This window comes from Erwinia amylovora (assembly GCF_017161565.1).
Lineage (GTDB): Bacteria > Pseudomonadota > Gammaproteobacteria > Enterobacterales > Enterobacteriaceae > Erwinia > Erwinia amylovora.
This window is the reverse complement of record NZ_CP066796.1, coordinates 2,557,091-2,582,018: the sequence shown is the minus strand read 5'-3', so window position 1 is coordinate 2,582,018 and position 24,928 is coordinate 2,557,091. Positions and strand designations below refer to the sequence as shown.

The 24,928-nt window shown below is 54.7% G+C and carries 22 protein-coding genes; 13 read left to right on the top strand and 9 right to left on the bottom strand.

What is annotated here, in order from left to right; all coding sequences use genetic code 11:
• Window positions 1–27: 27 nt before the first annotated feature.
• The 3 genes from acrD to JGC47_RS11925 form a co-directional block, all read right to left on the bottom strand.
• Entirely contained in the window at window positions 28–3,141 is a 3,114-nt protein-coding gene (acrD, locus tag JGC47_RS11935; protein WP_004158967.1) for a multidrug efflux RND transporter permease AcrD, read from the bottom strand.
• A gap of 221 nt (window positions 3,142–3,362) precedes the next feature.
• Window positions 3,363–3,992, bottom strand: coding sequence for a response regulator (locus JGC47_RS11930; RefSeq protein ID WP_004158956.1), 630 nt, complete (start codon window positions 3,990–3,992; stop codon window positions 3,363–3,365).
• A 17-nt stretch (window positions 3,993–4,009) separates the two neighbouring features.
• On the bottom strand, window positions 4,010–4,996 hold the full coding sequence (locus JGC47_RS11925) for a histidine kinase (RefSeq protein ID WP_004162794.1): 987 nt from the start codon (window positions 4,994–4,996) through the stop codon (window positions 4,010–4,012).
• 353 nt (window positions 4,997–5,349) lie between these two features.
• On the opposite strand from JGC47_RS11925, the gene JGC47_RS11920 reads away from it, so the two are divergent.
• The 3 genes from JGC47_RS11920 to nudK all read left to right on the top strand — a co-directional run bounded on the left by JGC47_RS11920 (window position 5,350) and on the right by nudK (window position 8,094).
• Window positions 5,350–5,625 (top strand): YdgH/BhsA/McbA family protein, encoded by a 276-nt coding sequence (locus JGC47_RS11920; RefSeq protein ID WP_004158951.1) that lies wholly within the window; start codon window positions 5,350–5,352, stop codon window positions 5,623–5,625.
• Window positions 5,626–5,954: 329 nt separating this feature from the next.
• On the top strand, window positions 5,955–7,403 hold the full coding sequence (gene ansP, locus JGC47_RS11915) for an L-asparagine permease (RefSeq protein WP_004158950.1): 1,449 nt from the start codon (window positions 5,955–5,957) through the stop codon (window positions 7,401–7,403).
• Window positions 7,404–7,512: 109 nt separating this feature from the next.
• On the top strand, window positions 7,513–8,094 hold the full coding sequence (gene nudK, locus JGC47_RS11910) for a GDP-mannose pyrophosphatase NudK (protein ID WP_004158949.1): 582 nt from the start codon (window positions 7,513–7,515) through the stop codon (window positions 8,092–8,094).
• A 79-nt stretch (window positions 8,095–8,173) separates the two neighbouring features.
• Here the strand turns inward: nudK and tkt are convergent, their stop codons facing one another.
• The 4 genes from tkt to amiA all read right to left on the bottom strand — a co-directional run bounded on the left by tkt (window position 8,174) and on the right by amiA (window position 13,348).
• Entirely contained in the window at window positions 8,174–10,174 is a 2,001-nt protein-coding gene (gene tkt, locus JGC47_RS11905; protein WP_004158947.1) for a transketolase, read from the bottom strand.
• A gap of 72 nt (window positions 10,175–10,246) precedes the next feature.
• Window positions 10,247–11,197, bottom strand: coding sequence for a transaldolase (gene tal / locus JGC47_RS11900; RefSeq protein WP_004158945.1), 951 nt, complete (start codon window positions 11,195–11,197; stop codon window positions 10,247–10,249).
• Between the two features lie 330 nt (window positions 11,198–11,527).
• Window positions 11,528–12,436, bottom strand: coding sequence for an oxygen-dependent coproporphyrinogen oxidase (gene hemF, locus JGC47_RS11895; RefSeq protein ID WP_004158943.1), 909 nt, complete (start codon window positions 12,434–12,436; stop codon window positions 11,528–11,530).
• 30 nt (window positions 12,437–12,466) lie between these two features.
• Complete coding sequence (gene amiA / locus JGC47_RS11890; protein WP_371410561.1) at window positions 12,467–13,348, bottom strand: N-acetylmuramoyl-L-alanine amidase AmiA; 882 nt, start codon at window positions 13,346–13,348, stop codon at window positions 12,467–12,469.
• A gap of 209 nt (window positions 13,349–13,557) precedes the next feature.
• On the opposite strand from amiA, the gene JGC47_RS11885 reads away from it, so the two are divergent.
• The 10 genes from JGC47_RS11885 to JGC47_RS11840 all read left to right on the top strand — a co-directional run bounded on the left by JGC47_RS11885 (window position 13,558) and on the right by JGC47_RS11840 (window position 22,483).
• Entirely contained in the window at window positions 13,558–13,983 is a 426-nt protein-coding gene (locus tag JGC47_RS11885; protein WP_013036140.1) for a GNAT family acetyltransferase, read from the top strand.
• 75 nt (window positions 13,984–14,058) lie between these two features.
• Complete coding sequence (locus tag JGC47_RS11880; RefSeq protein ID WP_004158933.1) at window positions 14,059–14,520, top strand: DUF2919 domain-containing protein; 462 nt, start codon at window positions 14,059–14,061, stop codon at window positions 14,518–14,520.
• 72 nt (window positions 14,521–14,592) lie between these two features.
• On the top strand, window positions 14,593–15,213 hold the full coding sequence (locus JGC47_RS11875; protein WP_004158932.1) for an RpoE-regulated lipoprotein: 621 nt from the start codon (window positions 14,593–14,595) through the stop codon (window positions 15,211–15,213).
• A 285-nt stretch (window positions 15,214–15,498) separates the two neighbouring features.
• The gene (locus tag JGC47_RS11870; protein WP_004158931.1) at window positions 15,499–16,515 is read left to right on the top strand and encodes a sulfate ABC transporter substrate-binding protein; all 1,017 of its coding nucleotides are present in this window, start codon (window positions 15,499–15,501) and stop codon (window positions 16,513–16,515) included.
• Window positions 16,515–17,348, top strand: a complete 834-nt coding sequence (cysT, locus tag JGC47_RS11865) for a sulfate/thiosulfate ABC transporter permease CysT (RefSeq protein ID WP_004158930.1) — start codon at window positions 16,515–16,517, stop codon at window positions 17,346–17,348. The genes JGC47_RS11870 and cysT overlap by 1 nt, the downstream gene beginning before the upstream one ends.
• A complete protein-coding gene (gene cysW / locus JGC47_RS11860) occupies window positions 17,348–18,223 on the top strand; it encodes a sulfate/thiosulfate ABC transporter permease CysW (protein ID WP_004158928.1) in 876 nt (291 codons plus the stop codon). The genes cysT and cysW overlap by 1 nt, the downstream gene beginning before the upstream one ends.
• Window positions 18,213–19,301 carry a sulfate/thiosulfate ABC transporter ATP-binding protein CysA gene (gene cysA / locus JGC47_RS11855; RefSeq protein ID WP_004158926.1) on the top strand — a complete coding sequence of 363 codons (1,089 nt, stop codon included), beginning with the start codon at window positions 18,213–18,215 and terminating at the stop codon, window positions 19,299–19,301. The genes cysW and cysA overlap by 11 nt, the downstream gene beginning before the upstream one ends.
• Window positions 19,302–19,379: 78 nt before the next feature.
• Complete coding sequence (gene cysM / locus JGC47_RS11850; protein ID WP_013036139.1) at window positions 19,380–20,258, top strand: cysteine synthase CysM; 879 nt, start codon at window positions 19,380–19,382, stop codon at window positions 20,256–20,258.
• A 183-nt stretch (window positions 20,259–20,441) separates the two neighbouring features.
• Window positions 20,442–21,122 (top strand): response regulator transcription factor, encoded by a 681-nt coding sequence (locus JGC47_RS11845; RefSeq protein ID WP_004158923.1) that lies wholly within the window; start codon window positions 20,442–20,444, stop codon window positions 21,120–21,122.
• Window positions 21,119–22,483 carry an ATP-binding protein gene (locus JGC47_RS11840; protein WP_004158922.1) on the top strand — a complete coding sequence of 455 codons (1,365 nt, stop codon included), beginning with the start codon at window positions 21,119–21,121 and terminating at the stop codon, window positions 22,481–22,483. The genes JGC47_RS11845 and JGC47_RS11840 overlap by 4 nt, the downstream gene beginning before the upstream one ends.
• A gap of 127 nt (window positions 22,484–22,610) precedes the next feature.
• Here JGC47_RS11840 and crr read toward each other — a convergent pair whose 3' ends face one another.
• Window positions 22,611–23,114 carry a PTS glucose transporter subunit IIA gene (gene crr / locus JGC47_RS11835; protein WP_004158920.1) on the bottom strand — a complete coding sequence of 168 codons (504 nt, stop codon included), beginning with the start codon at window positions 23,112–23,114 and terminating at the stop codon, window positions 22,611–22,613.
• Between the two features lie 43 nt (window positions 23,115–23,157).
• Entirely contained in the window at window positions 23,158–24,885 is a 1,728-nt protein-coding gene (gene ptsI / locus JGC47_RS11830) for a phosphoenolpyruvate-protein phosphotransferase PtsI (protein WP_004158917.1), read from the bottom strand.
• Window positions 24,886–24,928 lie beyond the last annotated feature (43 nt).

Genomic DNA, 24,928 nt, shown 5'->3' with positions numbered 1-24,928 from the left:
CATTAGCAGGCTGCCTTTTTACTGCGTTTAGTACGGCTTATCTTTTAGCGGGAAACGCCGCCTTACCCACACAAAAAACAGGGGAACAAAGAAGATCGCCAGCACCGTGGCGGAGATCATTCCACCTAATACGCCGGTACCGACCGCATGCTGGCTACTGGATCCTGCTCCCTGACTGATGGCCATCGGCAGCACGCCAAAGATAAATGCCAGCGAAGTCATCAAAATCGGGCGCAGACGCTGACGCGAAGCCTCCAGCGTTGCCGCCACCAGTTCGCTGCCGCGGCTATTGATCTCATTGGCGAATTCAACGATAAGAATGGCGTTTTTCGCCGACAGGCCAACAACCGTCAGCAGACCAACCTGGAAATAGACGTCGTTTTCCAGCCCGCGCAGCCAGGTCGCTATCAGGGCACCCAGCACGCCTAACGGCACTACCAGCATCACCGAGAAGGGGATTGACCAGCTCTCGTACAGTGCTGCCAGACACAGGAATACCACCAGCAGAGACAGCGCATACAGTGCCGGAGCCTGCGCGCCAGTCATTCGTTCCTGTAACGATGCCCCGGTCCACTGCAAACCGATGCCGTTTGGCAGCTGACTGACCAGCTGTTCCATCGTATCCATGGCTGCACCATTGCTGACGCCCGTTGCCGCCTCGCCGACAATTTCCAGCGCCGGATAGCCGTCATAGCGCTCCAGCCGCGGTGAGCCATTTTCCCAGTGGGAATGAGCGAAAGCGGTAAAGGGTACCATCGCTCCGCTGGCGTTGCGTACGTACCACTTGCTGATATCGTCAGGCAACATGCGGAATGGTGCATCGGCCTGCACATAGACTTTTTTCACCCGCCCACGATCAAGGAAATCATTAACATAGGTCGATCCCCAGCCGGTTTGCAGCGTAGCGTTGATATCATGGAGGGATACGCCCAGCGTCTGCGCTTTACGTTGGTCGATATCAATACGCAGCTGCGGGGTGTCATCAAGTCCGTTATGACGTACGCGCGTCAGCGAGGGGCTTTTCTGGGCCATTTCCAGCAGCGTATTGCGCGCATTCATTAACGCGCGATGCCCCAGCCCGGCGTTGTCCTGCAACTCCATATCGAACCCTGCCGAGTTACCGAGACCGGTGATGGCAGACGGGCTGCTGGCAACCACTTTCGCTTCGTTAATTCGGCGAAATGCTTTGGTGGCGCGTTCGATAATCGCAAAAGAGGTGTTATCACCGCCGATACGATCATGCCAGTCTTTCAGGCGCACAAAAAGGCGTGCCACGTTTTGTCCATTCCCCCCCGGCCCGGCACCCACGGTGGCAAACACCGACTGCACGTTATTCTGTTCATGAGTCAGATAATAGTGTTCAACTTTTTCCACCACCGCCATGGTTTGTTGCAGCGTTGAGCCGGGTGGCAGTTGAACCTGGGTGGTGAAGAGACCGCGATCTTCCAGCGGCAGAAACGAGGTCGGCAAGCGTATATACAGCAGTGCCATCACGGCGATAAGTGCCAGATACACCAACAGCCAGCGTCCGCCTTTGGCGAGCATTTTCCCTACGCTGCGCTTGTAGCGTTCGGCATTGCGGTTAAAGGTGTGGTTGAACCAGCCAAAAAAGCCGCGCCGTCCATGATGATGCCCCCTGGCCAGCGGTTTTAGCAGGGTGGAGCACAGGGCAGGGGTGAGAATTATCGCCACCAGCACCGACAGCACCATGGCGGAGACAATGGTGACGGAGAACTGACGATAAATGGCACCGGTCGTACCGCCAAAGAAAGCCATCGGCACGAATACCGCCGACAATACCAGCGCGATACCGACCAGCGCCCCCTGAATCTGACCCATCGACTTACGCGTAGCTTCACGCGGGGAAAGACCCTCTTCAGTCATGATCCGTTCGACGTTTTCAACCACCACGATGGCATCATCTACCAGCAGACCTATTGCCAGTACCATGGCGAACATGGTCAGCGTATTGATGCTATAGCCAAAGGCGTAGAGCACGCCGAAGGTACCGAACAGCACCACCGGAACGGCAATGGTTGGGATCAGGGTGGCGCGGAAATTCTGCAAAAACAGGTACATTACCAGGAAAACCAGCAGCACGGCTTCGAACAAGGTTTTTACCACGTCTTCAATCGACGCTTGAACGAAGGGTGAGGTCTCAAAGGCAATTTCGGCTTTTAAACCCTGAGGGAAAAAGCGAGACAGCTCATCAAGACGCGCGCGCACCAGCTTGTCAGTCTGCAGTTCGTTCGCGCCGGACGCCAGTTTGATGCCAAGACCGGAGGCTGGCATCCCGTTGTAGCGGCTTAAGTAATCATACTTTTCTGCACCAAGCGCCACTTGCGCCACTTGCCCCAGCGTTACCACCGAACCATCGGCATTCACCCTCAGGGTTATTGCCCGGAACTGTTGCGGAGTTTGCAGCAGAGACTGTGCGTTGATCGTGGCATTCAGCGCCTGACGCTCTACCGATGGCAGACCGCCTAATTGCCCCACCGCCACCTGGCTGTTTTGCGATTTAATTGCGTCGATCACCTCCGTGGTGGTCAGCGCATAATTTATGAGCTTGTTCGGATCCAGCCAGATGCGCATTGCATACTGTGAGCCATAGGCATCCACCTGACCAACGCCGTTGATGCGGCTAAGCGGATCCTGAAGATGGCTTGCCACGTAGTCGGAAATATCCTGCTTATCCATACTGCCGTCGGTCGACACAAACGCCACCATTAATATATTGGTGTCGCCGGTTTTATTAACATTTACGCCCTGTGATTGCACGTCCTGGGGTAGCTTGCGCAGGGCGGTTTGCAGCTGATTTTGCACCTGCTGGCGTGCTTCATCCGGGTTGGTGCCGGCCTCGAAAGTCAGGCTAACGGTGGCCTGACCGGTATGACTACTTTGAGAAGACATATACATCAGGTTGTCAAGGCCGGTCATGTTCTGCTCAATAACCTGAGTAACCGTGTTTTCCAGCGTTTCAGCCGAGGCACCGGGATAGTTAGCGGTGATACGAACGTTAGGCGGAGCCAGATCGGGATATTGTTCTATCGGCAGAGAGATGATTGCCAGCCCTCCGGTTAAGCACAACAGAATCGCTAATACCCAGGCAAAAATGGGGCGGTCAATAAAAAAATTCGCCATTTAAACAAAAACTCCACAGCTGTTAGCCGAATAAAATCAGAGCGTGCCCCTGTCCCTCGCTCACCATCGGCATATTGAGTCTGGAGCGTGGCAAATATGTGCAATTATTCAATACGCTGCGGCAGCGAATTACTCTACCTGCCGCAGCGCCAGTAATCGTGAAGAAATTGAGGAGATAATGTAAATTATCGTGCGCAATTCTCCGCCCCGCGCGCCGTCCTTTAGCGACAGAATTCCAGCCAGAGTACGGTTGCCGCCACACGCGATCTGACATTGAGTTTACGCAGCACGTTGCGTATATGCACTTTCACCGTTTGTTCCGATATCGCCAGATTCTCTGCGACCTGCTTATTTGGCAAGCCGCTGGCCACTTCCTTCAGCACTTCTTGCTCACGAGCGGTGAGGATGGCAAGCGGATCGCATTTCCAGCTCTCCACCGGTCCTGAAGCCTGCAGACAGGGGCTTCGGGCCACTCTACCTTCAGCCACCTCAATGATTTGCGCCAACAAGTCTTCGGGTTCGCTGTCTTTGAGCAGGTATCCTTCTGCACCAGCCTGCTGCAGCGCGGTGAAGTCTCTGCTCAGAGCCGAAGCGGTAAGCACCACAACCCGGGATGAAATGCCGCTTGAACGGAGTGCCTTTAGGGTTTCAAGTCCCGACATTCCCTGCATTTTCAGGTCAAGCAGGATCAGATGTGGGAGCAGTTGCCGGGCTTTGAACAGTGCTTCTTCGCCATCACCTGCCTCGGCGATGACCTCAAAACGCGGTTCCATCGCCAGCAGCTGATGCAGACCACGGCGTAACAATGGATGATCGTCCACAATTAATACGCTGTACTTTTGTGCTTCCATGCCAGTTTCTCCTTATTTTAAATGACCTCGGTCATCGCGGTAAAGTTCAGAGATACGCAGGTACCTCCAGCCGCACGTCGTTCGATTAACAGAGTACCGTTCAAACATGCGGCACGCTCATTCATGATATTCAGGCCGTGATGACCGTCCGGCTCTTCCAGGCTGGCAATGCCGATGCCGTTATCTTTTACCGCAATAACGATGCCGCCCTCGGGTAATGGCCGGGCATTGACGCTGATTTCCGTGGCGGATGCGTGACGAACGGCATTAACGAGGGCTTCACGAACGATTTGCACGACATAAGTTTGCTGTTGTGCCCCCAGCTGCCCGCTAAACTGACAGGCTAAAGTGATACGGGCGCTGCTGTGTTGGTGCAGCGGGGCGATGACCTGCTCCAATGCGAGCGCCAGGCTGGCGGGGAGGGCGGTCAAACGGAAGTTGTTCAGTAACTCGCGCAACTGGCGACCGGCACCGGTGAGGGACTGTTCAATCCCGGCGACGATGTTCAGGGCTGCCGTGTAATCAGGATCGATCAGATGTCGCAGCCTGACCAGCTGGATGCGCTGAAAGGTCAGTTCCTGTGCCAGCGAATCATGTAGTTCACCGGCAATGGCCGCCCGTTCCTGCTGTATCAGCAGAGCATCCGTTTGCTGCTGATTGCGCCAGCGCTGCAGCGCATTAGCCAGCATTGCGCAGACGCTTTTTATTAGCGGTAGCTGTGAACGCGCGCCCTGCCAGCGCAGTTTGCCAACGGGGGGGCGCGAGGGCTGGCGCAGTAACAGGCTGTGCCAGCGCGTTTGGCCGGCTTTATTGCCTGCACTGAGTACGCCAAATTCTGGGGCAGATAGCTCAAGCCAGACGAGTTTTTCCTCGCTGACTACCAGCGCCAGGGTTTGCTGAAAAGCCAGCTGGTTTTGAGCGCTGTGGCAAAGCAGTTCAGAACAGGCAAAAAGCAGTCGGAGACGACGGTTAGCCTGCCTGACATTGGCATATTTCCTGGTCATGATCATCCCTGTTGTGACTTCAATTTCCCCTTTCCCTGGCAGTTTATACGCAGTTTGAGTGGTAAGAAGCGTCCGGGGCTGGTTTCAGGTAACGCAGCGCCGGGTAACTAAGCAATATCCATTATTTTAGTTCAGTGATTATAACGCCGCGTGGTGATTTACAGAAGTGGCTATTCTGATGACGAATAATGGGTTACATCAGCCTTGCGTAGACATACTTTGTTACTTTCAAACGCTATTCTGCCTGGTTAGTCGACAATACTAATGATGCCTTTACCCGAGACTCACGCTGCTTTTCACTCAATGGGTAATAATCAAATTTGTCATTTACCCGCACAATTTGAGAAGAAAAAATGAACAAAAAATTATCAGCTCCGATCGCGGCCAGTTTGCTTGCTGTGGCATCATTTTCAACTCTGGCAGCGACCCAGGTCAACGAGAACCAGGCCAGCAGTTTGCACAGCATGGGCATCGTGTCCATATCCGGTGCCAGAGGCACTTTAGATGACGCGACCCACAGGTTAGCCAACAAAGCCGATGCGATGGGGGCCAGCAGCTACCGGATTATTGCGCTGACTAATCCTGGTGATTCCAGTATGTGGTTCGGCAACGCCGAGATCTTCCGCTAAGTCACGCCCCTCTTTGACTGCTCCATCCCTGTGTAGTTATTAGTGTTGTCACTGACCGACCGCCTCTTTGCGGTCGGTTTTTTTATGCCCCCTTCGACAAAAATTACATAACTTAACGATTTCAGGCGTGGATTTTTTGCGTCAATTAATCAGAAGAGTTAGGATGCATCGCCGCATTTTCCCTGACAGGGGCAGCGATAAACTCCGGCGGCAGGGGAATTGTTCAGACAGGTGCCAAAAAACGCAAACGTTTGGTTGGCCTATAAGAAGAAAGGATACCCGGGACAGGTAACCGCATCACACAGTGGAAAAGACAATTAGGATTAAAAATGAAAGCAGATAAAAAAACGGGCGCAGAGAAACGCGCAGCAAGAAGACGTTGGTTAAACTCCCAGGATTCCGGTTACCACAAAGCGATGGATAATCGTCACGTTCAGATGATTGCTATCGGCGGTGCAATAGGCACGGGCCTGTTCCTTGGCGCTGGCGCACGTCTTCAGGCTGCTGGTCCGGCACTGGCACTGGTCTATCTGGTTTGTGGTATTTTCTCTTTCTTCATTCTGCGCGCGCTCGGTGAGCTGGTTTTGCATCGACCTTCAAGCGGAAGCTTTGTCTCTTACTCCCGCGAATTCCTGGGTGAAAAAGCCTCCTATGTGGCTGGCTGGATGTACTTCGTTAACTGGGCGATGACCGGCATTGTCGATATCACGGCTGTGGCGCTGTATATGCATTACTGGGGAGCGTTTGGCGACGTACCGCAGTGGTTGTTTGCGCTCGGGGCGCTGGCCATCGTCGGCACCATGAACATGATTGGCGTGAAGTGGTTCGCCGAAATGGAGTTCTGGTTTGCCCTGGTTAAGGTACTGGCGATTGTTGTGTTTTTGGTGGTGGGCGTGGTGTTCCTTGGCAGCGGTAAGCCGCTGGATGGAAACGCAACCGGTTTCCACCTGATCGCTGACAACGGCGGTTTCTTCCCCAATGGCCTGATGCCTGCACTGGTGCTGGTGCAGGGGGTGGTGTTTGCCTTTGCTTCCATCGAGCTGGTGGGAACCGCAGCAGGCGAGTGTAAAGACCCGAAAACCATGCTGCCAAAAGCCATCAACAGCGTTATCTGGCGTATTGGTCTGTTTTACGTGGGATCGGTGGTGCTGCTGGTGATGCTGCTGCCGTGGAATGCTTACCAGGCAGGGCAGAGTCCGTTTGTGACCTTCTTCTCCAAACTGGGCGTGCCATATGTTGGCGGCATAATGAATATCGTGGTACTGAGTGCTGCACTTTCCAGCCTGAACTCGGGGCTTTATTCAACCGGGCGTATTTTACGTTCAATGTCGATGGGCGGTTCAGCACCGAAGTTTATGTCCAAAATGAGTGGTCAGCAGGTTCCTTATATGGGGATCCTGGTCACCATTGGCGTATACGTCATCGGCGTGTATCTTAACTATATTGTGCCGTCTCGCGTGTTTGAAATTGTCCTGAACGTAGCGGCGCTGGGGATCATATCCTCCTGGGCCTTTATCGTGATCTGTCAGATGCGTCTGCGTAAAGCGATAAAAGAAGGTAAGGCGGAAGAGGTGAGCTTCAAGCTACCGTGGGCACCGTTCACTTCGTGGTTAACCCTGCTGTTCCTGTTCAGCGTACTGGTACTGATGGCGTTTGACTATCCGAACGGCACCTATACCATTGCATCGATTCCGCTGATCGCAGTGGTGCTGATCCTTGGCTGGTTTGGTGCACGTAAGCGCGTCCATGCGCTGGCGCAGGAAGAACACAATCATTGATAAAAGGGGCGGAGCCTGAAAGCAGGAGCCGCCCCGCTATTATGAGTGCATCGCCGCTTACGATGAAACCGGCTATGATGAAGGCTGCCGACAACCTCAGGGAGCCTGTATGCCAGCCAAGATCGACGTCATTAAAAATAAAATCCTGTCAGAAAACTGGTTCGTTCTGCGTAATTACACTTACCATCTCACCGCTAAAAACGGCACTGTCCTGCAGCATAAACGCGAAGTCTATGACCGCGGCAATGGTGCAACCATCCTGTTATATAACCGCGACAAAAACAGTGTGGTGCTGACGCGCCAGTTTCGTATTGCTACCTGGGTAAACGGTAATCCGGGAGGGGAACTGATTGAGGCCTGTGCCGGGCTGCTGGATAATGACTCCCCGGAAGAGTGCATCCGCAAGGAGTCAATAGAGGAAACCGGTTACGCCATTGGCGAAGTGCAAAAGCTGTTTGAGCTGTATATGTCGCCTGGCGGGGTCACTGAATTGCTCCATTTCTTTGCTGCGGAGTACAGCGATGCTCAGCGTAATAATGCGGGCGGCGGGGTAGAGGATGAAGCCATAGAGGTGCTGGAAATGACGTTCCCGCAGGCCTGGCAGCTGGTCAAAGATGGCCACATCAAAGATGGCAAAACGGTGATCCTGTTGCAGCATGCTTTGCTGGCGGGATGGCTGCGCCTGGACTGAACGCTTACTGCTGCTATTGACTATCCCGTTCACTTACCCAGGATAAGCGAACGGGATTTTCATTAGCTTTACGCCGCACTCAGTGCGGTTTCAGTAATGCTTCCGCATGGCTGACGATGTTTTCCACCGTAAAGCCAAACTCGGCGAACAGTTTCTCTGCCGGGGCAGACTCACCAAAGCCGGTCATACCGACGATAGCGCCATTCAGGCCGACATATTTGTACCAGTAATCCGCAATACCGGCTTCGACCGCCACACGCGCCGTGACGGTGGATGGCAGCACCGATTCACGGTAGGCAACGTCCTGTTTATCAAACAGGTCGGTGGATGGCATCGACACTACGCGTACCTTGTGGCCGCTGGCCGTCAGTTTCTCTGCCGCACCCAGCGTGATCTCCACTTCGGAACCGGTCGCGATCAGGATCACTTCCGGCTGGCCGTCACTGTCTTTTAATACATAGCCGCCGCGTGAGATGTTCTCAAGCTGTTGTTTGCTGCGTGCCGGCTGTGCCAGATTTTGACGGGACAGGATCAGCGCGGTCGGCCCGTGATGGCGCTCGATGGCATGTTTCCAGGCCACGGCGGTTTCCACTTGGTCACAGGGACGCCAGACGCTCATATTGGGCGTGACGCGCAGGCTGGCGATCTGTTCTACTGGCTGATGCGTTGGCCCATCTTCACCCAGTCCTATAGAGTCATGGGTATACACCATAATCTGGCGCGCTTTCATCAGTGCTGCCATACGCGCTGCATTACGTGCGTACTCCACGAACATCAGGAAAGTTGCGGTATAGGGGATAAAGCCGCCATGATGGGCGATGCCATTAGCAATGGCCGTCATGCCGAATTCGCGCACGCCGTAGTGGATATAGTTGCCGCCGGCGTGCTCTTTGATCGACTTCGAACCAGACCAGAGCGTCAGGTTGCTCGGTGCCAGGTCGGCAGATCCGCCCAGGAACTCTTTAATCAGCGGACCGTAAGCTTCCAGCGCATTTTGCGAGGCTTTGCGGCTGGCAATTTTTTGCGGGTTAGCCTGTAAACCCGCAATATATTTCTGCGTTTCTGCCTGCCAGTTATCAGGCATGCCGCCATCCATACGGCGGGTGTATTCCGCGGCCAGCTCGGGGTACGCGGCTTTATAGGCAGCAAATTTTGCGTCCCAGGCTTTCTCGGCTTTCGCACCGGATTCTTTGGCATCCCAGCGTGCGTAGATCTCTTTCGGAATTTCAAACGGCGGATAGTTCCAGCCCAGCTGTTTACGCGTCAGCGCCACTTCTTCTTCACCCAGCGCGGCACCGTGTGACTCTTCCTTGCCGGCTTTGTTCGGAGAACCGAAGCCGATGACGGTTTTACAGATGATTAGCGATGGCTTATCCGTCACGCTCTGCGCTTCTTTAATGGCGGCAGCCACTGCTTCCGGGTCGTGGCCGTCAATGTCGTGGATCACATGCCAGTGATAGGCCTCAAAGCGTTTGGCAGTGTCGTCGGTAAACCAGCCTTCAGTTTCGCCATCAATAGAGATACCGTTATGATCGTAAAAGCCGATCAGTTTACCAAGGCCCAGCGTGCCCGCCAGAGAACTGACCTCATGGGATATGCCTTCCATCAGACAGCCATCGCCCATAAATACGTAGGTGAAGTGATCGACAATTTGATGATCGGCACGGTTAAACTGCGCTGCCAGCGTTCGCTCCGCAATGGCCAGGCCGACGGCGTTTGCCAGCCCCTGGCCCAGTGGTCCGGTGGTGGTTTCAACGCCTGGCGTGTAACCAATTTCAGGGTGACCCGGCGTTTTAGAATGCAGTTGACGGAAATTTTTCAGCTCTTCCATCGGCAGATCGTAGCCGGAAAGGTGCAGCAGGCTGTAAAGCAGCATCGAAGCATGGCCGTTGGAAAGGATAAAACGGTCACGGTCGGCCCAACCCGGATTGTTCGGGTTGTGATGAAGAAAATCACGCCACAGGACTTCAGCAATATCGGCCATCCCCATGGGCGCGCCCGGGTGGCCCGATTTGGCTTTTTGCACCGCATCCATACTCAGTGCGCGAATGGCGTTAGCCAGCTCTTTACGTGAAGACATAGTTTCTCCCGAAATTCACAGGGTAGAGCGGCGCTCCGCCCTGTCTGATAATGTGTTGATCCTATCGGCGTATTACAGTCGGGCGGCCAGCACGTTTTCCATCGACTGCTGGTCAACGGCGAACTGACGGATGCCTTCTGCCAGCTTTTCTACCGCCATCGGGTCCTGATTGTGCTGCCAGCGGAACTGGGCTTCGGTAAGCGGCGTGGGCTGGTTGAATGCCTCCGTAGAGGGGATGAGCTTACGCTCAACCGGCGCAGAACTGGCCTGCAGCTCTTCCAGCAGGTTCGGCGCCAGAGTCAGGCGATCGCAGCCGGCCAGCGCCAGAATCTGTTCAACTTTACGGAAGCTGGCACCCATAATCACGGTGTTATAGCGGTGCTGTTTGTAATATTCGTAGATGCTGCGCACTGACTTCACGCCGGGATCTTCATCGGCAACATAGGGGTCAAGCGGCTTACGGCTGTTATACCAGTCGTAGATACGACCGACGAACGGAGAAATCAGAAAAACACCGGCTTCGGCACAGGCACGGGCCTGAGCAAAGGAGAACAGCAGCGTCAGGTTACAGTGAATGCCGTTTTTCTCCAGCTCTTCTGCTGCCCTGATCCCCTCCCAGGTGGAGGCCAGTTTGATCAAAATACGTGACCTGTCGATACCGTGCTCTTCATACATTCTGATCAGCTTTTCGGCTTTGGTAACGCACATGCCGCGGTCGTAAGAGAGGCGGGCGTCCACTTCCGTTGAAACCCGGCCAGGAATGCTTTTCAGGATCTCCATGCCAAGATTGATATTCACTTTATCACTGGCATTAATAATCTGGGTCTCTTTGCTGCCACCCTGCTTTTTAGCGTAATCGATGGCATCGGTAATCAGATGTTTGTACGAGTCAAGGGCGGAGGCTTTAAGGATCAGAGACGGGTTGGTGGTGGCATCTTCCGGATGATAATGACGGATAGATTCGATATCGCCACTGTCAGCCACCACGGTGGTGAATTGTTTCAGTGCGTCTAACTGGTTCATCTAAGCTCCTTGGTAAGCAATCTGTGGTGCAAGGGTAAGCGTGACGCTGTCGGTGCGGTAATGACGGGTCAGAGGAAAACGACAACGCTGCGCGTCACGGCTGAATATTTTCAGGCGAAACATTGCATCAGACGGGTAACAATAGAAATGCGTTTTCTCTGATTGTTGCGATGGGTTCACCCAATGGTCCGGCAGCAGAGCCAGAAATACCGCAACCAAAAGTGTAGCAGTTACGGGGAAAAACGTGACGCTGCTGGCCGGCAGGTGGCACACAAGGCTTAATTATCGCGCTTCGGGTTGATTGCGGACGATGGCCGACGGCTTCGCGCCTTACAGCCACTCTTTAACCACGATAAAGTCGCGATACAGCGCCGCTTCCGGGCTGCCCTCCGGCGGCTGGTAGTCATATTCCCAGCGCACCAGCGGCGGCATCGACATCAGAATCGACTCTGTGCGGCCACCGGTTTGCAGGCCAAACAGCGTGCCGCGGTCCCACACCAGATTAAATTCAACGTAGCGGCCACGACGGTAAAGCTGGAAATCGCGCTCGCGCTGGCCCCACGGCAAACCCTTACGGCGCTCGACGATCGGCAGATAAGCATCGCTAAAGCCGCGGCCGACCGCCTGCATAAAGCGAAAACTTTGCTCGAAACCCTCCGCATTCAGATCGTCGAAGAACAGCCCGCCAATACCGCGCTGCTCGTTGCGATGCTTAAGATGAAAGTAGTCATCGCACCATTTTTTATAGCGTGGCCAGACCTCAGCGCCAAAAGGCTGGCAGAGGTTAAACGCGGTCTGATGCCAGTGAACGGCATCCTCTTCGAAACCGTAAAATGGCGTCAGATCGAAACCGCCGCCAAACCACCATACCGGCTCGGCACCGGGTTTTTCTGCAATAAAGAAACGCACGTTGGCATGGCTGGTGGGGATATAGGGATTCTCAGGATGAATAACCAACGAGACGCCCAGCGCTTCAAAACTGCGCCCCGCCAGTTCGGGGCGGTGCGCAGTAGCGGATGCAGGCATCGCGTCGCCGTGAACGTGAGAGAAGTTGACGCCTGCCTGCTCAAACACCTGGCCGTGACGCAGCACGCGGCTGCGCCCGCCGCCGCCGCCAGGGCGCTGCCAGCTGTCCTCGGCAAAGCGGGCAGCGCCATCTGCCTGCTCCAGCTTCTGGCAAATTTCATCCTGCAGGTTAAGCAAGAACTGTTTGACCTGGGCGATATCCGGTATGTTCATAAGAGTATCCTGTGTAAAAAGAGGCACGAATTATATGTCATTTGCCTCATCCTGTGCGTCTGGGGGGGGATTCTGGCTAAAAAAGCTGACAATCCCGTCAGCGATGGCCCCGGCGATTTTCTGACGAAACGCGGTGGTGCCCAGCAGTTTTTCTTCGGCGGGATTGGTGATAAACGAGGTCTCGACCAGCACGGACGGGATGGAAGGCGACTTCAAAACCGCGAAAGCAGCCTGCTCGGTATGCTGGCTGTGCAGAGGGTGAACCGGGCGGATCTGACCAAGCAAATGTTGCCCCAGGATCAGGCTGTTTTTAATGGTGTCCGTTTGCACCAGGTCGAACAGCACCTGCTGTAAATAGCGGTCTTTTGTCGCCGTCTGCACACCGCCCACCTTATCGGCGGCATTTTCTCTTTGCGACAGATAGCGCGCCATGCTGCTGCTGGCTCCGCGATTTGACAGGGCAAAGACGGAAGCGCCGTGGGCGCTCGGGCTGGTATAGCCGTCGGCGTGTACCGACATAAACAGGTCGGCACCGTGCTGATGGGCGATCCCGACCCGTTCACCCAATGGAATAAAGTGGTCGCTTTCGCGCGTCAGGCGCACCTCAATATGCGGATGAGCGCTCAGATGCTGGCGGATGTGATTGGCAATCTCCAGCACGACATGCTTCTCTTCCGATCCTTCATGCCCTACCGCACCGGAGTCAATTCCGCCATGGCCCGGGTCGATCATCACGATTTTTTTGCCGTTGTCCCGACGTGCTGGCATTGAGGCGGACGATATGGGCTGGCGCCGGGCTAACTCTGCTGCGCGAGCGCCAGAGGGCCTGTTTGCCAGCAGCGCGATCCCCATCGCGGAGAGCAGTAGCCGGCGGCGGCTGGTCAGCGGCGTCATTGGGAAATTTTTTTTCATTGCACCATCCATTAGCCAAAAGTGCTTATTGTTATATCGTAACCTTGTTAAGGCGGCGAGAAGTGAACTATTTCAGCCTTTTTCCAATTATTTCAGCAGGCTTGCCCGCCTTATAGCCGCTTTTTTTCCTTAAGGTGCGCCAATGAACTTGCACCAACGGAAGAATGCGTGATAATCAACACATTAAGCTTAAGCACAGGCCAAATCTGATGGAAATTCGCGCATTCCGGCAAGATGATTTTGAAGAAGTGATCACCCTTTGGGAGCGTTGCGATCTGTTACGACCGTGGAACGATCCGGAGATGGATATCGAACGTAAGCTCAACCACGATGCGGACCTGTTCCTGGTGGCCGTGGCCGGCGGCGAAATTGTCGGTACGCTGATGGGCGGTTACGACGGTCACCGCGGCTCGGCCTACTATCTGGGCGTACACCCCGATTACCAGGGGCGCGGTTTCGCTAACGCGCTGATTAATCGCCTGGAGAAAAAGCTTATCGCCCGCGGCTGCCCAAAAATGAATGTGACAGTGCGTGAAGAAAATGACGCGGTGGCGGGCTTTTATGAAAAGCTCGATTATGAGACTCAGGACAGCCTGGTGTTAGGCAAGCGCCTGATTGAAGACCGCGAGTACTGATTTCTCTTCACCTTAACGTAGCGGCGCACTTTGTTAATTCAGTGCCACCCTGCTCATGATGCAGAGATTTACGGTATGCGTGTTATGAAACTATTCAATGTAAAATATTTCCCGGATGATTATGACAGTAATGGCCAGTTGCGCTTGCCGCTGTCTTTTTGGGCGATTTTGCTGCTGCAGGCGCGTACCTGGCTGCTGTTTTTGATGGCAGCAGCCTCAGGTCAGCAAGGTTCGCAGCTGCTGGAACTGTTCTACCCGGATAACTCAAGTTTCTGGCTGGGGCTGTGCCTGGGCGTGCCCGCCGCGCTGGGGTTGCTGTTAACCGGCTATCGTCAACGTTTGCCGCGCCTGTGGCAGGCTTGGCGTTGGGTACTGGTGATAACCCTGGTACTGGCGCTGTTGCTACAGTTTTACCAACTCTGGCAGCACCGCGTTTCCGATCTGCTGCTAACTTGCCTGCTTGACGGCTCGGCGCTGCTGGCGCTGTTGTATTCCCGGCGTCTGCGCGACTGCTTCGATCCCGCTGAAAATCACTGAATAAAACTTTTATGCTGATTAGCACTCCAACAAGCTAATCAGGAAATCCTGTAGAGACTATCTGGAGTTGTCATGAAAACTTTTCGACCGGCGTTGCTGGCAGCTTGCCTGCTGCTGACTGGCTGCGCCAGTTCCACTTCCCAGCCAGAAAGCACCTCGCCATCAACATGGTGGAACCCCGTTTCATGGTCGTGGTCCACCCTGTCACCGTGGAACTGGTTTTCTTCACCGTTACAGGTCAGTGAACAGGGGGTGGGCGGCATCAATGGCAGTACCGCGCTGCAACAGCAAGCGCTGAGTGATGGCCTTAATGGCAATTACCGGCTACGCCAGGGGATGCGCACCGCGGACGGTAACATCGTTCACTTTTGGCAGGCGCTGAATAGCGACAAGCAGGTCAAGTTGGAGTTAACCGGGCAGAGTACCGTCAGCCGTGTTGATATCTCCGACCATACGATTGCCACCGCCAGCGGGGTGAAAATCGGCACGCCGTTCAGCTCTCTGTATAAAAAAGCCTTTAAAAACTGTCAGAAAGCGAGCGGGGCGGATAGCGCCAGCGTTGAATGCAAAGCGCCGGATAGTCAGCACATCAGTTATGTGTTCAGCGGCGACTGGCACGGGCCGGAAGGGTTGATCCCTTCAGACCAAACGCTGAAAAACTGGACGATAAGCAAAATCATCTGGCGGCGTTAATTTAGCCGCTAACTGCGGGGTAGCGACATTCTCCTGGCAGCCAGTCGGACTATGGCGTCACGCGATGGGTTGGCTGACAGGGGATAACATCCCCCGGCGTGTTAAATCTTGCGTATTCAGTGCGGGCTGTTTCCCCTCTCCGGCATAACCAATCCCACAGGCTTATAGCGTTTAATCATTGCAAAGCACCAAACGGTATATAAAACCGCTACGTCTTTACCGCAGGTTATCAATAAACTTAACAACTGACTTTTCCGCTCAACCGGCTCATCTTCAGGGTGCATAATGACGTTACTGACGGTAAAAAAACGAGTCACGGCCTGTGCATTTTCATTGGCGCTGAGTGCGGGGGGGCAGGCTAGCGAGCTGCTCAACAGCTCTTATGATGTCTCGCGCGAGCTGTTCGTCGCCCTCAATGCGCCGTTTGAAAAGCAGTGGGCGCAACAGCATCCAGGCGATACGCTAACCATTAAACAGTCCCATGCGGGTTCCTCTAAACAGGCGCTGGCGATCTTGCAGGGGCTTAAAGCCGACGTCGTCACCTACAACCAGTTCAGCGATGTGCAGATCCTGCATGATAAGGGCAACCTGATCCCGGCCGACTGGCAGCAGCGCCTGCCGAACGGCAGCTCGCCGTTCTATTCAACGATGGCCTTCCTGGTGCGCAAAGGGAACCCGAAACATATTCACGACTGGCACGATCTGGTGCGTGACGATGTAAAATTGATTTTTCCTAACCCGAAAACCTCCGGCAACGGGCGCTACACGTGGCTGGCCGCCTGGGGCGCGGCCGATCGGGCCGATGGCCACGATAAAGCGAAGACAGAAAAATTCATGATGCAGCTGCTGAAAAACGTCGAGGTGTTCGATACCGGTGGCCGTGGAGCAACGACCACCTTTGTAGAGCGTGGCCTGGGTGACGTGTTGATCAGCTTCGAATCCGAGGTGAATACCATTCGCGATCGCTACGCTCAGGATGGCTATCAGGTGATCGTGCCACCCAGCAATATTCTGGCGCAATTCCCGGTGGCGTGGGTCGACAGAAATATCAGTCAGAACCACAGCGAAGAGGCAGCTAAAGCCTACCTGAATTATCTGTACACCCCCTCTGCCCGGCAAATCATCACCCGCTTTTACTATCGGGTGAATAACCCGCAGCTGATGGCGCAACAAAAAGATCGCTTTCCGCACACCGAGTTGTTCGACGTGGAGCAGGCTTTTGGCGGTTGGGATCGGGCAATGAAAACGCATTTCGCCAGCGGTGGCGAACTGGACAAGCTTTTAGCGGCGAGGCGTGAGTGATGCTGGCAACACCAAGTAAACGCGTACTACCCGGATTTGGTATCAGTCTGGGTAGCAGCCTGTTTTTCACCTGTCTGATCCTGCTGCTGCCGATCAGCGCATTGCTGATGCAGCTTGCGCAGATGACGCTGGCACAGTACTGGCAGGTCATCACCAACCCGCAGGTGATGGCGGCTTACCAGGTGACGCTGATTGCTGCCGGGGTGGCCTCTGTCTTCAACGCGCTGTTTGGCATGCTGATGGCGTGGATCCTCACGCGCTATCGCTTTCCCGGGCGCGTACTGCTCGACGGTTTGATGGACCTGCCATTTGCCCTGCCTACGGCGGTAGCCGGACTGACGCTGGCCGGGCTGTTTTCCGTTAACGGCTGGTACGGTCAGTGGCTGGCACAGTTTGACATCAAAGTCTCTTACACCTGGCTCGGCATTGCCGTGGCGATGGCGTTTACCAGCATTCCATTTGTGGTGCGTACCGTACAGCCGGTACTGGAAGAGCTGGGGCCGGAATATGAAGAAGCTGCTGAAACGCTGGGTGCGACGCCGTGGCAAAGCTTTCGTCGCGTGGTTCTGCCGGAAATAGGCCCGGCGCTGCTGGCAGGGACGGCGCTCTCGTTTACCCGTAGCCTGGGCGAGTTTGGCGCGGTCATTTTTATCGCCGGTAATATTGCATGGAAAACTGAAGTGACGTCGTTAATGATTTTTGTTCGTCTGCAGGAATTTGACTATCCGGCAGCCAGCGCGATTGCTTCCGTGATCCTTGCCGCTTCTCTGCTGCTACTGTTTGTCATTAATACCTTGCAGAGCCGCTTTGGCCGCCGTATCGGAGGTCACTGATGGCGGAAGTCAGCGATGTTAAAGACGTGCGCCGGGCGCGCATCCGTTGGGGGAAATGGATGTTGATCGGCCTTGGCGCGTTGATTTCTCTGTTTTTACTGGTGGTGCCTCTGGCAGCGATTTTTGCTACTGCCTTGTCCGAAGGGCTGATAGCGGCGCTCAGTAATCTGCGCGATGCCGATATGCTGCACGCCATCTGGCTGACGTTACTGATTGCCCTGATTGCGGTGCCGGTTAACCTGGTATTTGGTACGCTGCTGGCCTGGCTGGTCACGCGTTTTTCCTTCCCCGGCCGCCAGCTGCTGCTGACATTGTTCGATATCCCGTTTGCCGTTTCGCCGGTGGTGGCCGGCCTGATGTATCTGCTTTTCTGGGGAGTCAATGGCCCGGCCGGCGGGTGGCTTGATGCGCACAGTATCCAGCTGATGTTCTCGTGGCAGGGCATGGCGCTGGTGACGATTTTTGTTACCTGTCCGTTTGTGGTGCGCGAACTGGTGCCGGTCATGCTGAGTCAGGGAAGTCACGAGGATGAAGCTGCGGTGCTGCTGGGGGCTTCCGGCTGGAAAATGTTCTGGCGCGTCACCTTGCCGAATATTCGCTGGGCGCTGCTGTATGGCGTTGTGCTGACCAACGCGCGCGCCATCGGCGAGTTCGGTGCGGTCTCGGTGGTATCGGGGTCGATTCGCGGCGAAACCTATACGCTGCCATTACAGGTTGAATTACTGCACCAGGATTATAACAGCGTGGGCGCATTTACCGCTGCGGCACTGTTAACCCTGATGGCGATAGTGACGCTGTTTCTGAAAAGCGCGCTGCAATGGCGATTAGACAGCCAGCAACAGCGTTTGCAACGGGAGGGGAACCATGAGCATTGAGATCGACAACATCAATAAATCCTTCGGACGGACGAAAGTCCTCAACGATATCTCTCTGGATATCCCTTCCGGGCAAATGGTGGCGTTACTGGGGCCTTCCGGCTCGGGTAAAACCACGTTGCTGCGTATCATCGCCGGGCTGGAAAACCAAAGCAGCGGCCGCCTGAGCTTCCACGGTAAAGACGTCAGTCGGGTACATGCCCGCGACCGCCAGGTCGGTTTTGTCTTCCAGCATTATGCGCTGTTCCGTCATATGACGGTGTCCGACAATATCGCTTTCGGCCTGAGCGTGCTGCCGCGCCGTGAACGTCCGTCGGCCGCTGAAATCAAGCAGAAAGTGACGCGCCTGCTGGATATGGTGCAGCTGGGACATCTGGCAGAGCGCTACCCGGCCCAGCTTTCCGGTGGGCAGAAACAGCGCGTTGCGTTGGCGCGTGCGCTGGCGGTGGAGCCGCAAATTTTGCTGCTGGACGAGCCTTTCGGCGCGCTGGATGCCCAGGTACGCAAAGAGCTGCGCCGCTGGCTGCGACAGCTGCATGAAGAGCTGAAATTCACCAGCGTGTTTGTCACCCACGATCAGGAAGAGGCGATGGAAGTTGCGGATCGCGTGGTGGTGATGAGCCAGGGCAATATTGAGCAGGTCGGTACGCCGGATGAAGTGTGGCGTGACCCGGCAACCCGCTTCGTGCTGGAATTCCTCGGGGAGGTGAACCGCTTCGACGGTGAAGTGCACGGATCTCAGTTTCACGTCGGTGCACATCACTGGCCGTTGGCTTACACCCCGGCGCATCAGGGAAAAGTGGAGCTGTTTCTGCGCCCGTGGGAAATCGACGTCAGTCGTCAGGGCAGCCTCGAAACCCCGTTACCCGCGAAGGTTTTGGAATTAAGCCCGCGCGGGCACTACTGGCAGCTGGTTCTGGAGGCTGCCGAATGGAGCGCCTCTCCGCTGACCGTGGTGATGGAGGGGGATCAGGTGGCCCCGCAACGCGGCGAGCGTTTATTCGTTGGCTTGCAAAATGCACGCCTGTATCACGGCGATGCCGCATTACGACCGGTTGCCTTTGCTGAAAGCGCCTGATATTTTCCTTATATGACGCTCATTTACTCAGGGGCTGGTTGATACCAGCCCCTGCTGTTTCATGCCGGGATGCCTGAATTGACCACCCTCGAAAATACCATCGGTAATACGCCGTTAGTCCGGCTGCAGCGCCTGACCCCGGATAACGGCAGTGAGATCTGGCTAAAGCTGGAGGGCAATAACCCTGCCGGTTCGGTGAAGGATCGGGCTGCGTTATCGATGATCCAGCAGGCGGAGCGACGGGGCGATATCCGTCCCGGCAATGTGCTGATCGAGGCAACCAGCGGTAACACGGGTATTGCCCTGGCGATGATTGCCGCCATGAAAGGCTATACCCTGAAACTATTGATGCCGGAAAGCATGAGCGTTGAGCGCCAGGCGGCGATGCGCGCCTACGGCGCAGAGTTGATCCTCGTCAGCAGCGAGCTGGGCATGGAAGGGGCGCGGGATCTGGCGCTGGAGATGGCCGCTCGCGGCGAAGGTAAGGTACTGGACCAGTTTAATAATCCCGATAACCCGTTGGGCCATTTCCTCACCACCGGGCCGGAAATCTGGCAGCAGACGGCGGGACGTCTGACGCATTTTGTTTCGAGCATGGGCACCACCGGTACCATAACCGGCGTGGGGCGCTTTCTCAAACAGCAGGATCGGGCAGTTGAAATTGTCGGGCTGCAGCCGTCCGAGGGGAGCAGTATTCCGGGCATTCGGCGCTGGCCAGCGGCTTATGTTCCGGGAATTTTCCAGCCAGATCTGGTGGATAGGATGCTGGATATGTCGCAACAGGAAGCGGAAGAGACTATGCGTCAGCTGGCAAGGCAAGAGGGGATATTTTGTGGCGTCAGCTCCGGCGCTGCCGTTGCCGGGGCGCTGCGTATTGCCCGTGCTGATCCCGGCGCTGTGATTGTTGCTATTATCTGTGACCGTGGTGACCGCTACTTATCCACCGGGGTTTATTGACCCTGCTCTCTTACGTACGGCGTTAATGGCCGTTGCCACTATTCCGGCGTCCGTCTGGTCCGTGCAGCGGGTGAATAGCGGACGCATGATTTTCACTTGTTATACTGTAAGGATTGGGTAAAAGCGGCTGCGCATTATCCATTAACAGGTGAAAATGACGCCTGGATCATTGAGAGATCGCGTATGAACATTTTACTGGTCGATGACGACTTCGAGCTGGGCACCATGCTCAGTGAATACCTGATTGCCGAAGGTTTTGCTGCATCCTTAGTGTTAACCGGCAAAGCGGGCGTCGACGGGGCGCTTTCCGGCGACTATCACGCCATGATCCTCGATATCATGCTGCCCGATATGAGCGGCATTGATGTGTTGCGCCAGGTGCGCCAGCACGGCCGTCTGCCGATCATTATGCTGACGGCGAAAGGAGATAATATCGATCGCGTGATTGGCCTGGAAATGGGGGCGGATGACTACATGCCCAAACCCTGCTACCCGCGTGAACTGGTTGCCCGTCTGCGTGCCGTACTCAGGCGCGTTGAAGAACAGCCAGTCGCCAAGAAAAACAAAGAGGTGATTGTTTGGGGTGAACTGAGGTTAAACCCGGCAACGCGTATCAGCGAATGGCAGAATAAGCCTTTCGATCTCACCGCCTCAGAATTCAACTTGCTCGATCTGCTGCTTCGCTCGGCTGAACGAGTGGTGTCTAAAGATGAGCTGTCGGAAAAAGGGCTTGGCCGCCCGCGCGAGGCCTACGACCGCAGCGTGGATGTGCACATCAGTAATATTCGTCAGAAGCTGGCGGGGCTGACTAACGACACCATTGCTATCGAAACGGTGCGCAGTATCGGTTACCGGATCCGATGAAATCGGGCTTACGTGGCTTCCTGTTCTGGAAGATCCTGCTGGGATTCTGGCTTACCTTTATCGTTATTTCTCAACTTCTGTGGCTGGGCTTTGGCCTGTATGGCAAACACCATGAACCCCCGGAAAATCAGGCGACCAGGCGTATTATTAACCTGCAAATGACCTCGGCCGCCTCGGTGCTGCAACGCGGTGGCCTGGATGCGCTGAATAATATGATGGTCGACTGGCCGGCGGGTGACCGGCGGTTTTTTTCGGTGCAGCTGACGGATAGTCTGCCGTTTGCGCAAAGCCCGCATGATGAACTGAACCACTTCCTGCCGCCCGGCAAATTCTCCGAAGAAATCACCGAATCAGTGACAGGTGCGGATGGTCGCCATTACCAACTGCGTTATGACGTGGCTGGAATGCGCGCGGACAGCGGAATGGAACGTCGGTCGCACAGGATCCTTAATATGCCGCTGCCGCTGTTTATTGTCGGCGGTATTTGCGGGCTGTTATTCAGTCTGTGTCTTGCCTGGAATCTGACGCGGCCTATGCGTCAGTTGCGTGCAGGGTTTGCCCGCGTCTCAAGAGGTGACCTGTCCGTGCGCCTGTTCCCGCAGATGCGTCTTCGGCACGATGAACTGTCGGCAGTGGCGCGGGACTTTGATGCCATGGTGGATCGCCTGTCGGTGCTGGTCAGCGCGCGTGAAGAACTGCTGCACGATATATCACATGAGTTACGCTCGCCTCTGGCACGCCTGCAGCTGGCAACAGGGCTGGCGCGTCAAACCCCCGGGTCTGTTGGTGCTGCACTCGACAGGATCGACGAAGAGGCCCGTCGTCTGGATAAGATGATCGGTGAGCTGCTCACTTTGTCACGAACCGAACAGCAGAAGCTGCCAGACGAACAGTACTTTGATTTACTGGGGCTGCTGGCGGCGGTGACTAATGACGCACGTTACGAAGCGCAGATACCCGGCGTTGAGATCTTGCTTGAAGCCGACAGGCAGCATGACTACACGGTGAAAGGGGATGCCAATCTGATTCGCTCGGCGGTAGAAAACGTCGTGCGCAACGCGCTGCGTTTCTCAACCCAGGGCCAACAGGTGCAAATCACTCTTCGACATGAAGATGGCTGGCTGACGATCGGCGTGCACGATCGCGGGCCGGGGGTAGAAGCGGATAAACTCTCCAGTATTTTTGACCCGTTTGTGCGCGTCAATTCGCCGCTGTCCGGCAAAGGTTACGGACTTGGCTTGTCCATCGTGCGTAAAGTTGTGTTAGCCCACGGCGGCGAGGTTAGCGCGGTGAATGCCCGCGAAGGGGGACTGGAGCTGACAATTCGTCTGCCGCACTGGGAGATTGAGTCGGGCGGTTGAATGGCGGAGTTCAGGCAAGGGGCAAAGAGATTTTTACGTGGACAGGGCAGTACAGGTCAGGCGCCGGCAACGGACAGCGATAAAAAAACCCCCTGTAAACAGAGGGCTTATTCATTCACGGGCGCGGTTATTTTTTAATACGAATAACCGGGGTCTCACCCACGACAACGCTGCCTGTCAATTTAACCAGCTCTTTAATCTCATCCATGTTGGAGATCACCACTGGCGTCAGCGTTGATTTCGCTTTCTCTTCCAGCAACGCCAGATCAAATTCGATCACCACGTCACCTTTCTTCACTTTCTGACCTTCTTCCGCGATACGCTTGAAGCCTTCACCCTTCAGTTCGACCGTATCGATACCAAAGTGGACAAACAGCTCAATGCCGCTGTCAGACTCAATAGAAAACGCGTGATTGGTTTCGAAAATTTTTCCGATGGTGCCATCAACCGGCGCAACCATTTTATTGCCTGTAGGTTTGATAGCGATACCATCGCCAACAATTTTTTCAGCAAATACGACATCCGGTACGTCTTCGATATTGACGATTTCACCCGATAACGGTGCGACGATCTCAATGGCACCCGATGCGGAATCTGACTTATCGCCAAAAAGTTTTGAAAACAAACCCATGTTCTTCTCCTAAGCAGTAATGTTGTGCCAGCGTCTTTCGGTCTCAGCAGAGTGTTTTTTCTTCAATGAACTTATTCACCAGGTTCATCACTTCATCCACTGTCGGCTGGGCCAGAGCTTGATCTGCTAACGCCTTCGCATCTTCAAAATGGGTATTACGAATAATTTTCTTGATGCGTGGGATAGAAATGGCACTCATGCTAAATTCGTCCAGCCCCATTCCCAGTAACAGTAGTGTAGCACGTTCGTCACCTGCCAGCTCACCACACATTCCGGTCCATTTACCTGCAGCGTGAGAAGCATCAATAACTTGCTTAATCAACGTTAATACAGAAGGGGACATAGGATTGTAGAGATGCGAAATCAGATCATTACCACGATCTACTGCCAAAGTGTACTGAGTCAGATCGTTAGTCCCAATACTGAAAAAGTCGACTTCTTTCGCCAGATGATGAGCAATCGCTGCGGAAGCAGGCGTTTCCACCATGATACCCACTTCGATTTTCTCGTCGAATGCTTTACCTTCCGCACGCAGTTGGGCTTTCAGGGTTTCCAGCTCTGCTTTCAGGATGCGAACTTCCTCAACGGAAATCACCATCGGGAACATGATGCGCAGCTTGCCAAAGGCAGAGGCGCGCAGGATAGCACGCAGCTGTGCATGCAGGATTTCAGGACGATCCATCGCGATGCGAATAGCGCGCCAGCCAAGGAACGGGTTGTCTTCTTTTGGCAGGTTCATATACGGCAGATCTTTATCACCGCCAATGTCCATAGTTCGCACGATGACGGCCTGAGCGCCAACCGCTTCCGCCACGGCTTTATAGGCCTGGAACTGCTCATCTTCACTGGGTAGCGATTCGCGGTCCATAAAGAGGAACTCGGTGCGGTACAGGCCAACGCCTTCAGCGCCGTTACGTTCAGCCCCCGCGACGTCGCGTACGGTGCCGATGTTTGCGCACACTTCAACCTGATGACCATCAAGGGTGATTGCCGGCAGGTCCTTCAGTTTTGCCAGCTCGTTCTTCTCGCTGACGTACTGATGCGCGACGGCTTTTAATTCTTCGATTTTTTCCGGCGTCGGGTTGATGTATATCTGGTTATTTACGCCGTCGAGGATCAGGAAATCGTCGTTTTTCACCCGGCTGGTCACGTCACCGGTACCAACAATGGCTGGCAGCTCCAGCGAGCGTGCCATGATCGAGGTGTGAGAAGTACGGCCGCCAATATCGGTAATGAAACCTAATACTTTTTTCAGGTTGAGCTGAGCCGTTTCAGACGGAGTCAAATCTTTGGCAATCAGCAGAACTTCTTCATTGATGGCGCTAAGATCGACAATATGCAGGCCAAGAATATTTTGCAGCAGGCGCTTACCGATGTCACGGACGTCGGCAGCACGCTCTTTCAAATACTCGTCATCCAGCTCTTCCAGCGCTTTGGCCTGGCCATCGATAACAGAATAGGCAGCAGAATCAGCGGTGGCGTGCTCATCTTTAATCAGAGCGATGATTTCCTGCTCAAGTTCTTCATCTTCGAGTAGCATGATGTGCCCTTCGAAGATCGCTTCTTTTTCTTCGCCAAAGGTTTCACCTGCTTTGGTTTTAATCGTTTCCAGCTGTGCGGCAGCTTTTTTACGACCCTCAAGAAAACGCTGAACTTCCTGATCGACCTGGTCGGCAGAAATCTTTTTCCGGTCAATAACAATCTCATCTTCTTTCAGCAGAAGCGCCTTGCCGAAAGCGATACCCGGTGATGCTAAAATTCCTGAAATCATAACCCTACCTTTTGTCTTTCTGATTATCGTCTGAGGGGGAAAA

Coding starts and splice junctions, on each gene's coding strand:
- JGC47_RS11930 (WP_004158956.1), bottom strand. CDS start 3,992: ATGGAAGCACAAAAGTACAGCGTATTAATTGTGGACGATCATCCATTG.
- JGC47_RS11875 (WP_004158932.1), top strand. CDS start 14,593: ATGAAAACTTTTCGACCGGCGTTGCTGGCAGCTTGCCTGCTGCTGACT.
- JGC47_RS11845 (WP_004158923.1), top strand. CDS start 20,442: ATGAACATTTTACTGGTCGATGACGACTTCGAGCTGGGCACCATGCTC.
- acrD (WP_004158967.1), bottom strand. CDS start 3,141: ATGGCGAATTTTTTTATTGACCGCCCCATTTTTGCCTGGGTATTAGCG.
- JGC47_RS11840 (WP_004158922.1), top strand. CDS start 21,119: ATGAAATCGGGCTTACGTGGCTTCCTGTTCTGGAAGATCCTGCTGGGA.
- JGC47_RS11885 (WP_013036140.1), top strand. CDS start 13,558: ATGGAAATTCGCGCATTCCGGCAAGATGATTTTGAAGAAGTGATCACC.
- cysT (WP_004158930.1), top strand. CDS start 16,515: ATGCTGGCAACACCAAGTAAACGCGTACTACCCGGATTTGGTATCAGT.
- tal (WP_004158945.1), bottom strand. CDS start 11,197: ATGAACCAGTTAGACGCACTGAAACAATTCACCACCGTGGTGGCTGAC.
- JGC47_RS11920 (WP_004158951.1), top strand. CDS start 5,350: ATGAACAAAAAATTATCAGCTCCGATCGCGGCCAGTTTGCTTGCTGTG.
- tkt (WP_004158947.1), bottom strand. CDS start 10,174: ATGTCTTCACGTAAAGAGCTGGCTAACGCCATTCGCGCACTGAGTATG.
- JGC47_RS11870 (WP_004158931.1), top strand. CDS start 15,499: ATGACGTTACTGACGGTAAAAAAACGAGTCACGGCCTGTGCATTTTCA.
- nudK (WP_004158949.1), top strand. CDS start 7,513: ATGCCAGCCAAGATCGACGTCATTAAAAATAAAATCCTGTCAGAAAAC.
- cysW (WP_004158928.1), top strand. CDS start 17,348: ATGGCGGAAGTCAGCGATGTTAAAGACGTGCGCCGGGCGCGCATCCGT.
- hemF (WP_004158943.1), bottom strand. CDS start 12,436: ATGAACATACCGGATATCGCCCAGGTCAAACAGTTCTTGCTTAACCTG.
- amiA (WP_371410561.1), bottom strand. CDS start 13,348: ATGAAAAAAAATTTCCCAATGACGCCGCTGACCAGCCGCCGCCGGCTA.
- JGC47_RS11925 (WP_004162794.1), bottom strand. CDS start 4,996: ATGACCAGGAAATATGCCAATGTCAGGCAGGCTAACCGTCGTCTCCGA.
- ansP (WP_004158950.1), top strand. CDS start 5,955: ATGAAAGCAGATAAAAAAACGGGCGCAGAGAAACGCGCAGCAAGAAGA.
- crr (WP_004158920.1), bottom strand. CDS start 23,114: ATGGGTTTGTTTTCAAAACTTTTTGGCGATAAGTCAGATTCCGCATCG.
- cysA (WP_004158926.1), top strand. CDS start 18,213: ATGAGCATTGAGATCGACAACATCAATAAATCCTTCGGACGGACGAAA.
- JGC47_RS11880 (WP_004158933.1), top strand. CDS start 14,059: ATGCGTGTTATGAAACTATTCAATGTAAAATATTTCCCGGATGATTAT.
- ptsI (WP_004158917.1), bottom strand. CDS start 24,885: ATGATTTCAGGAATTTTAGCATCACCGGGTATCGCTTTCGGCAAGGCG.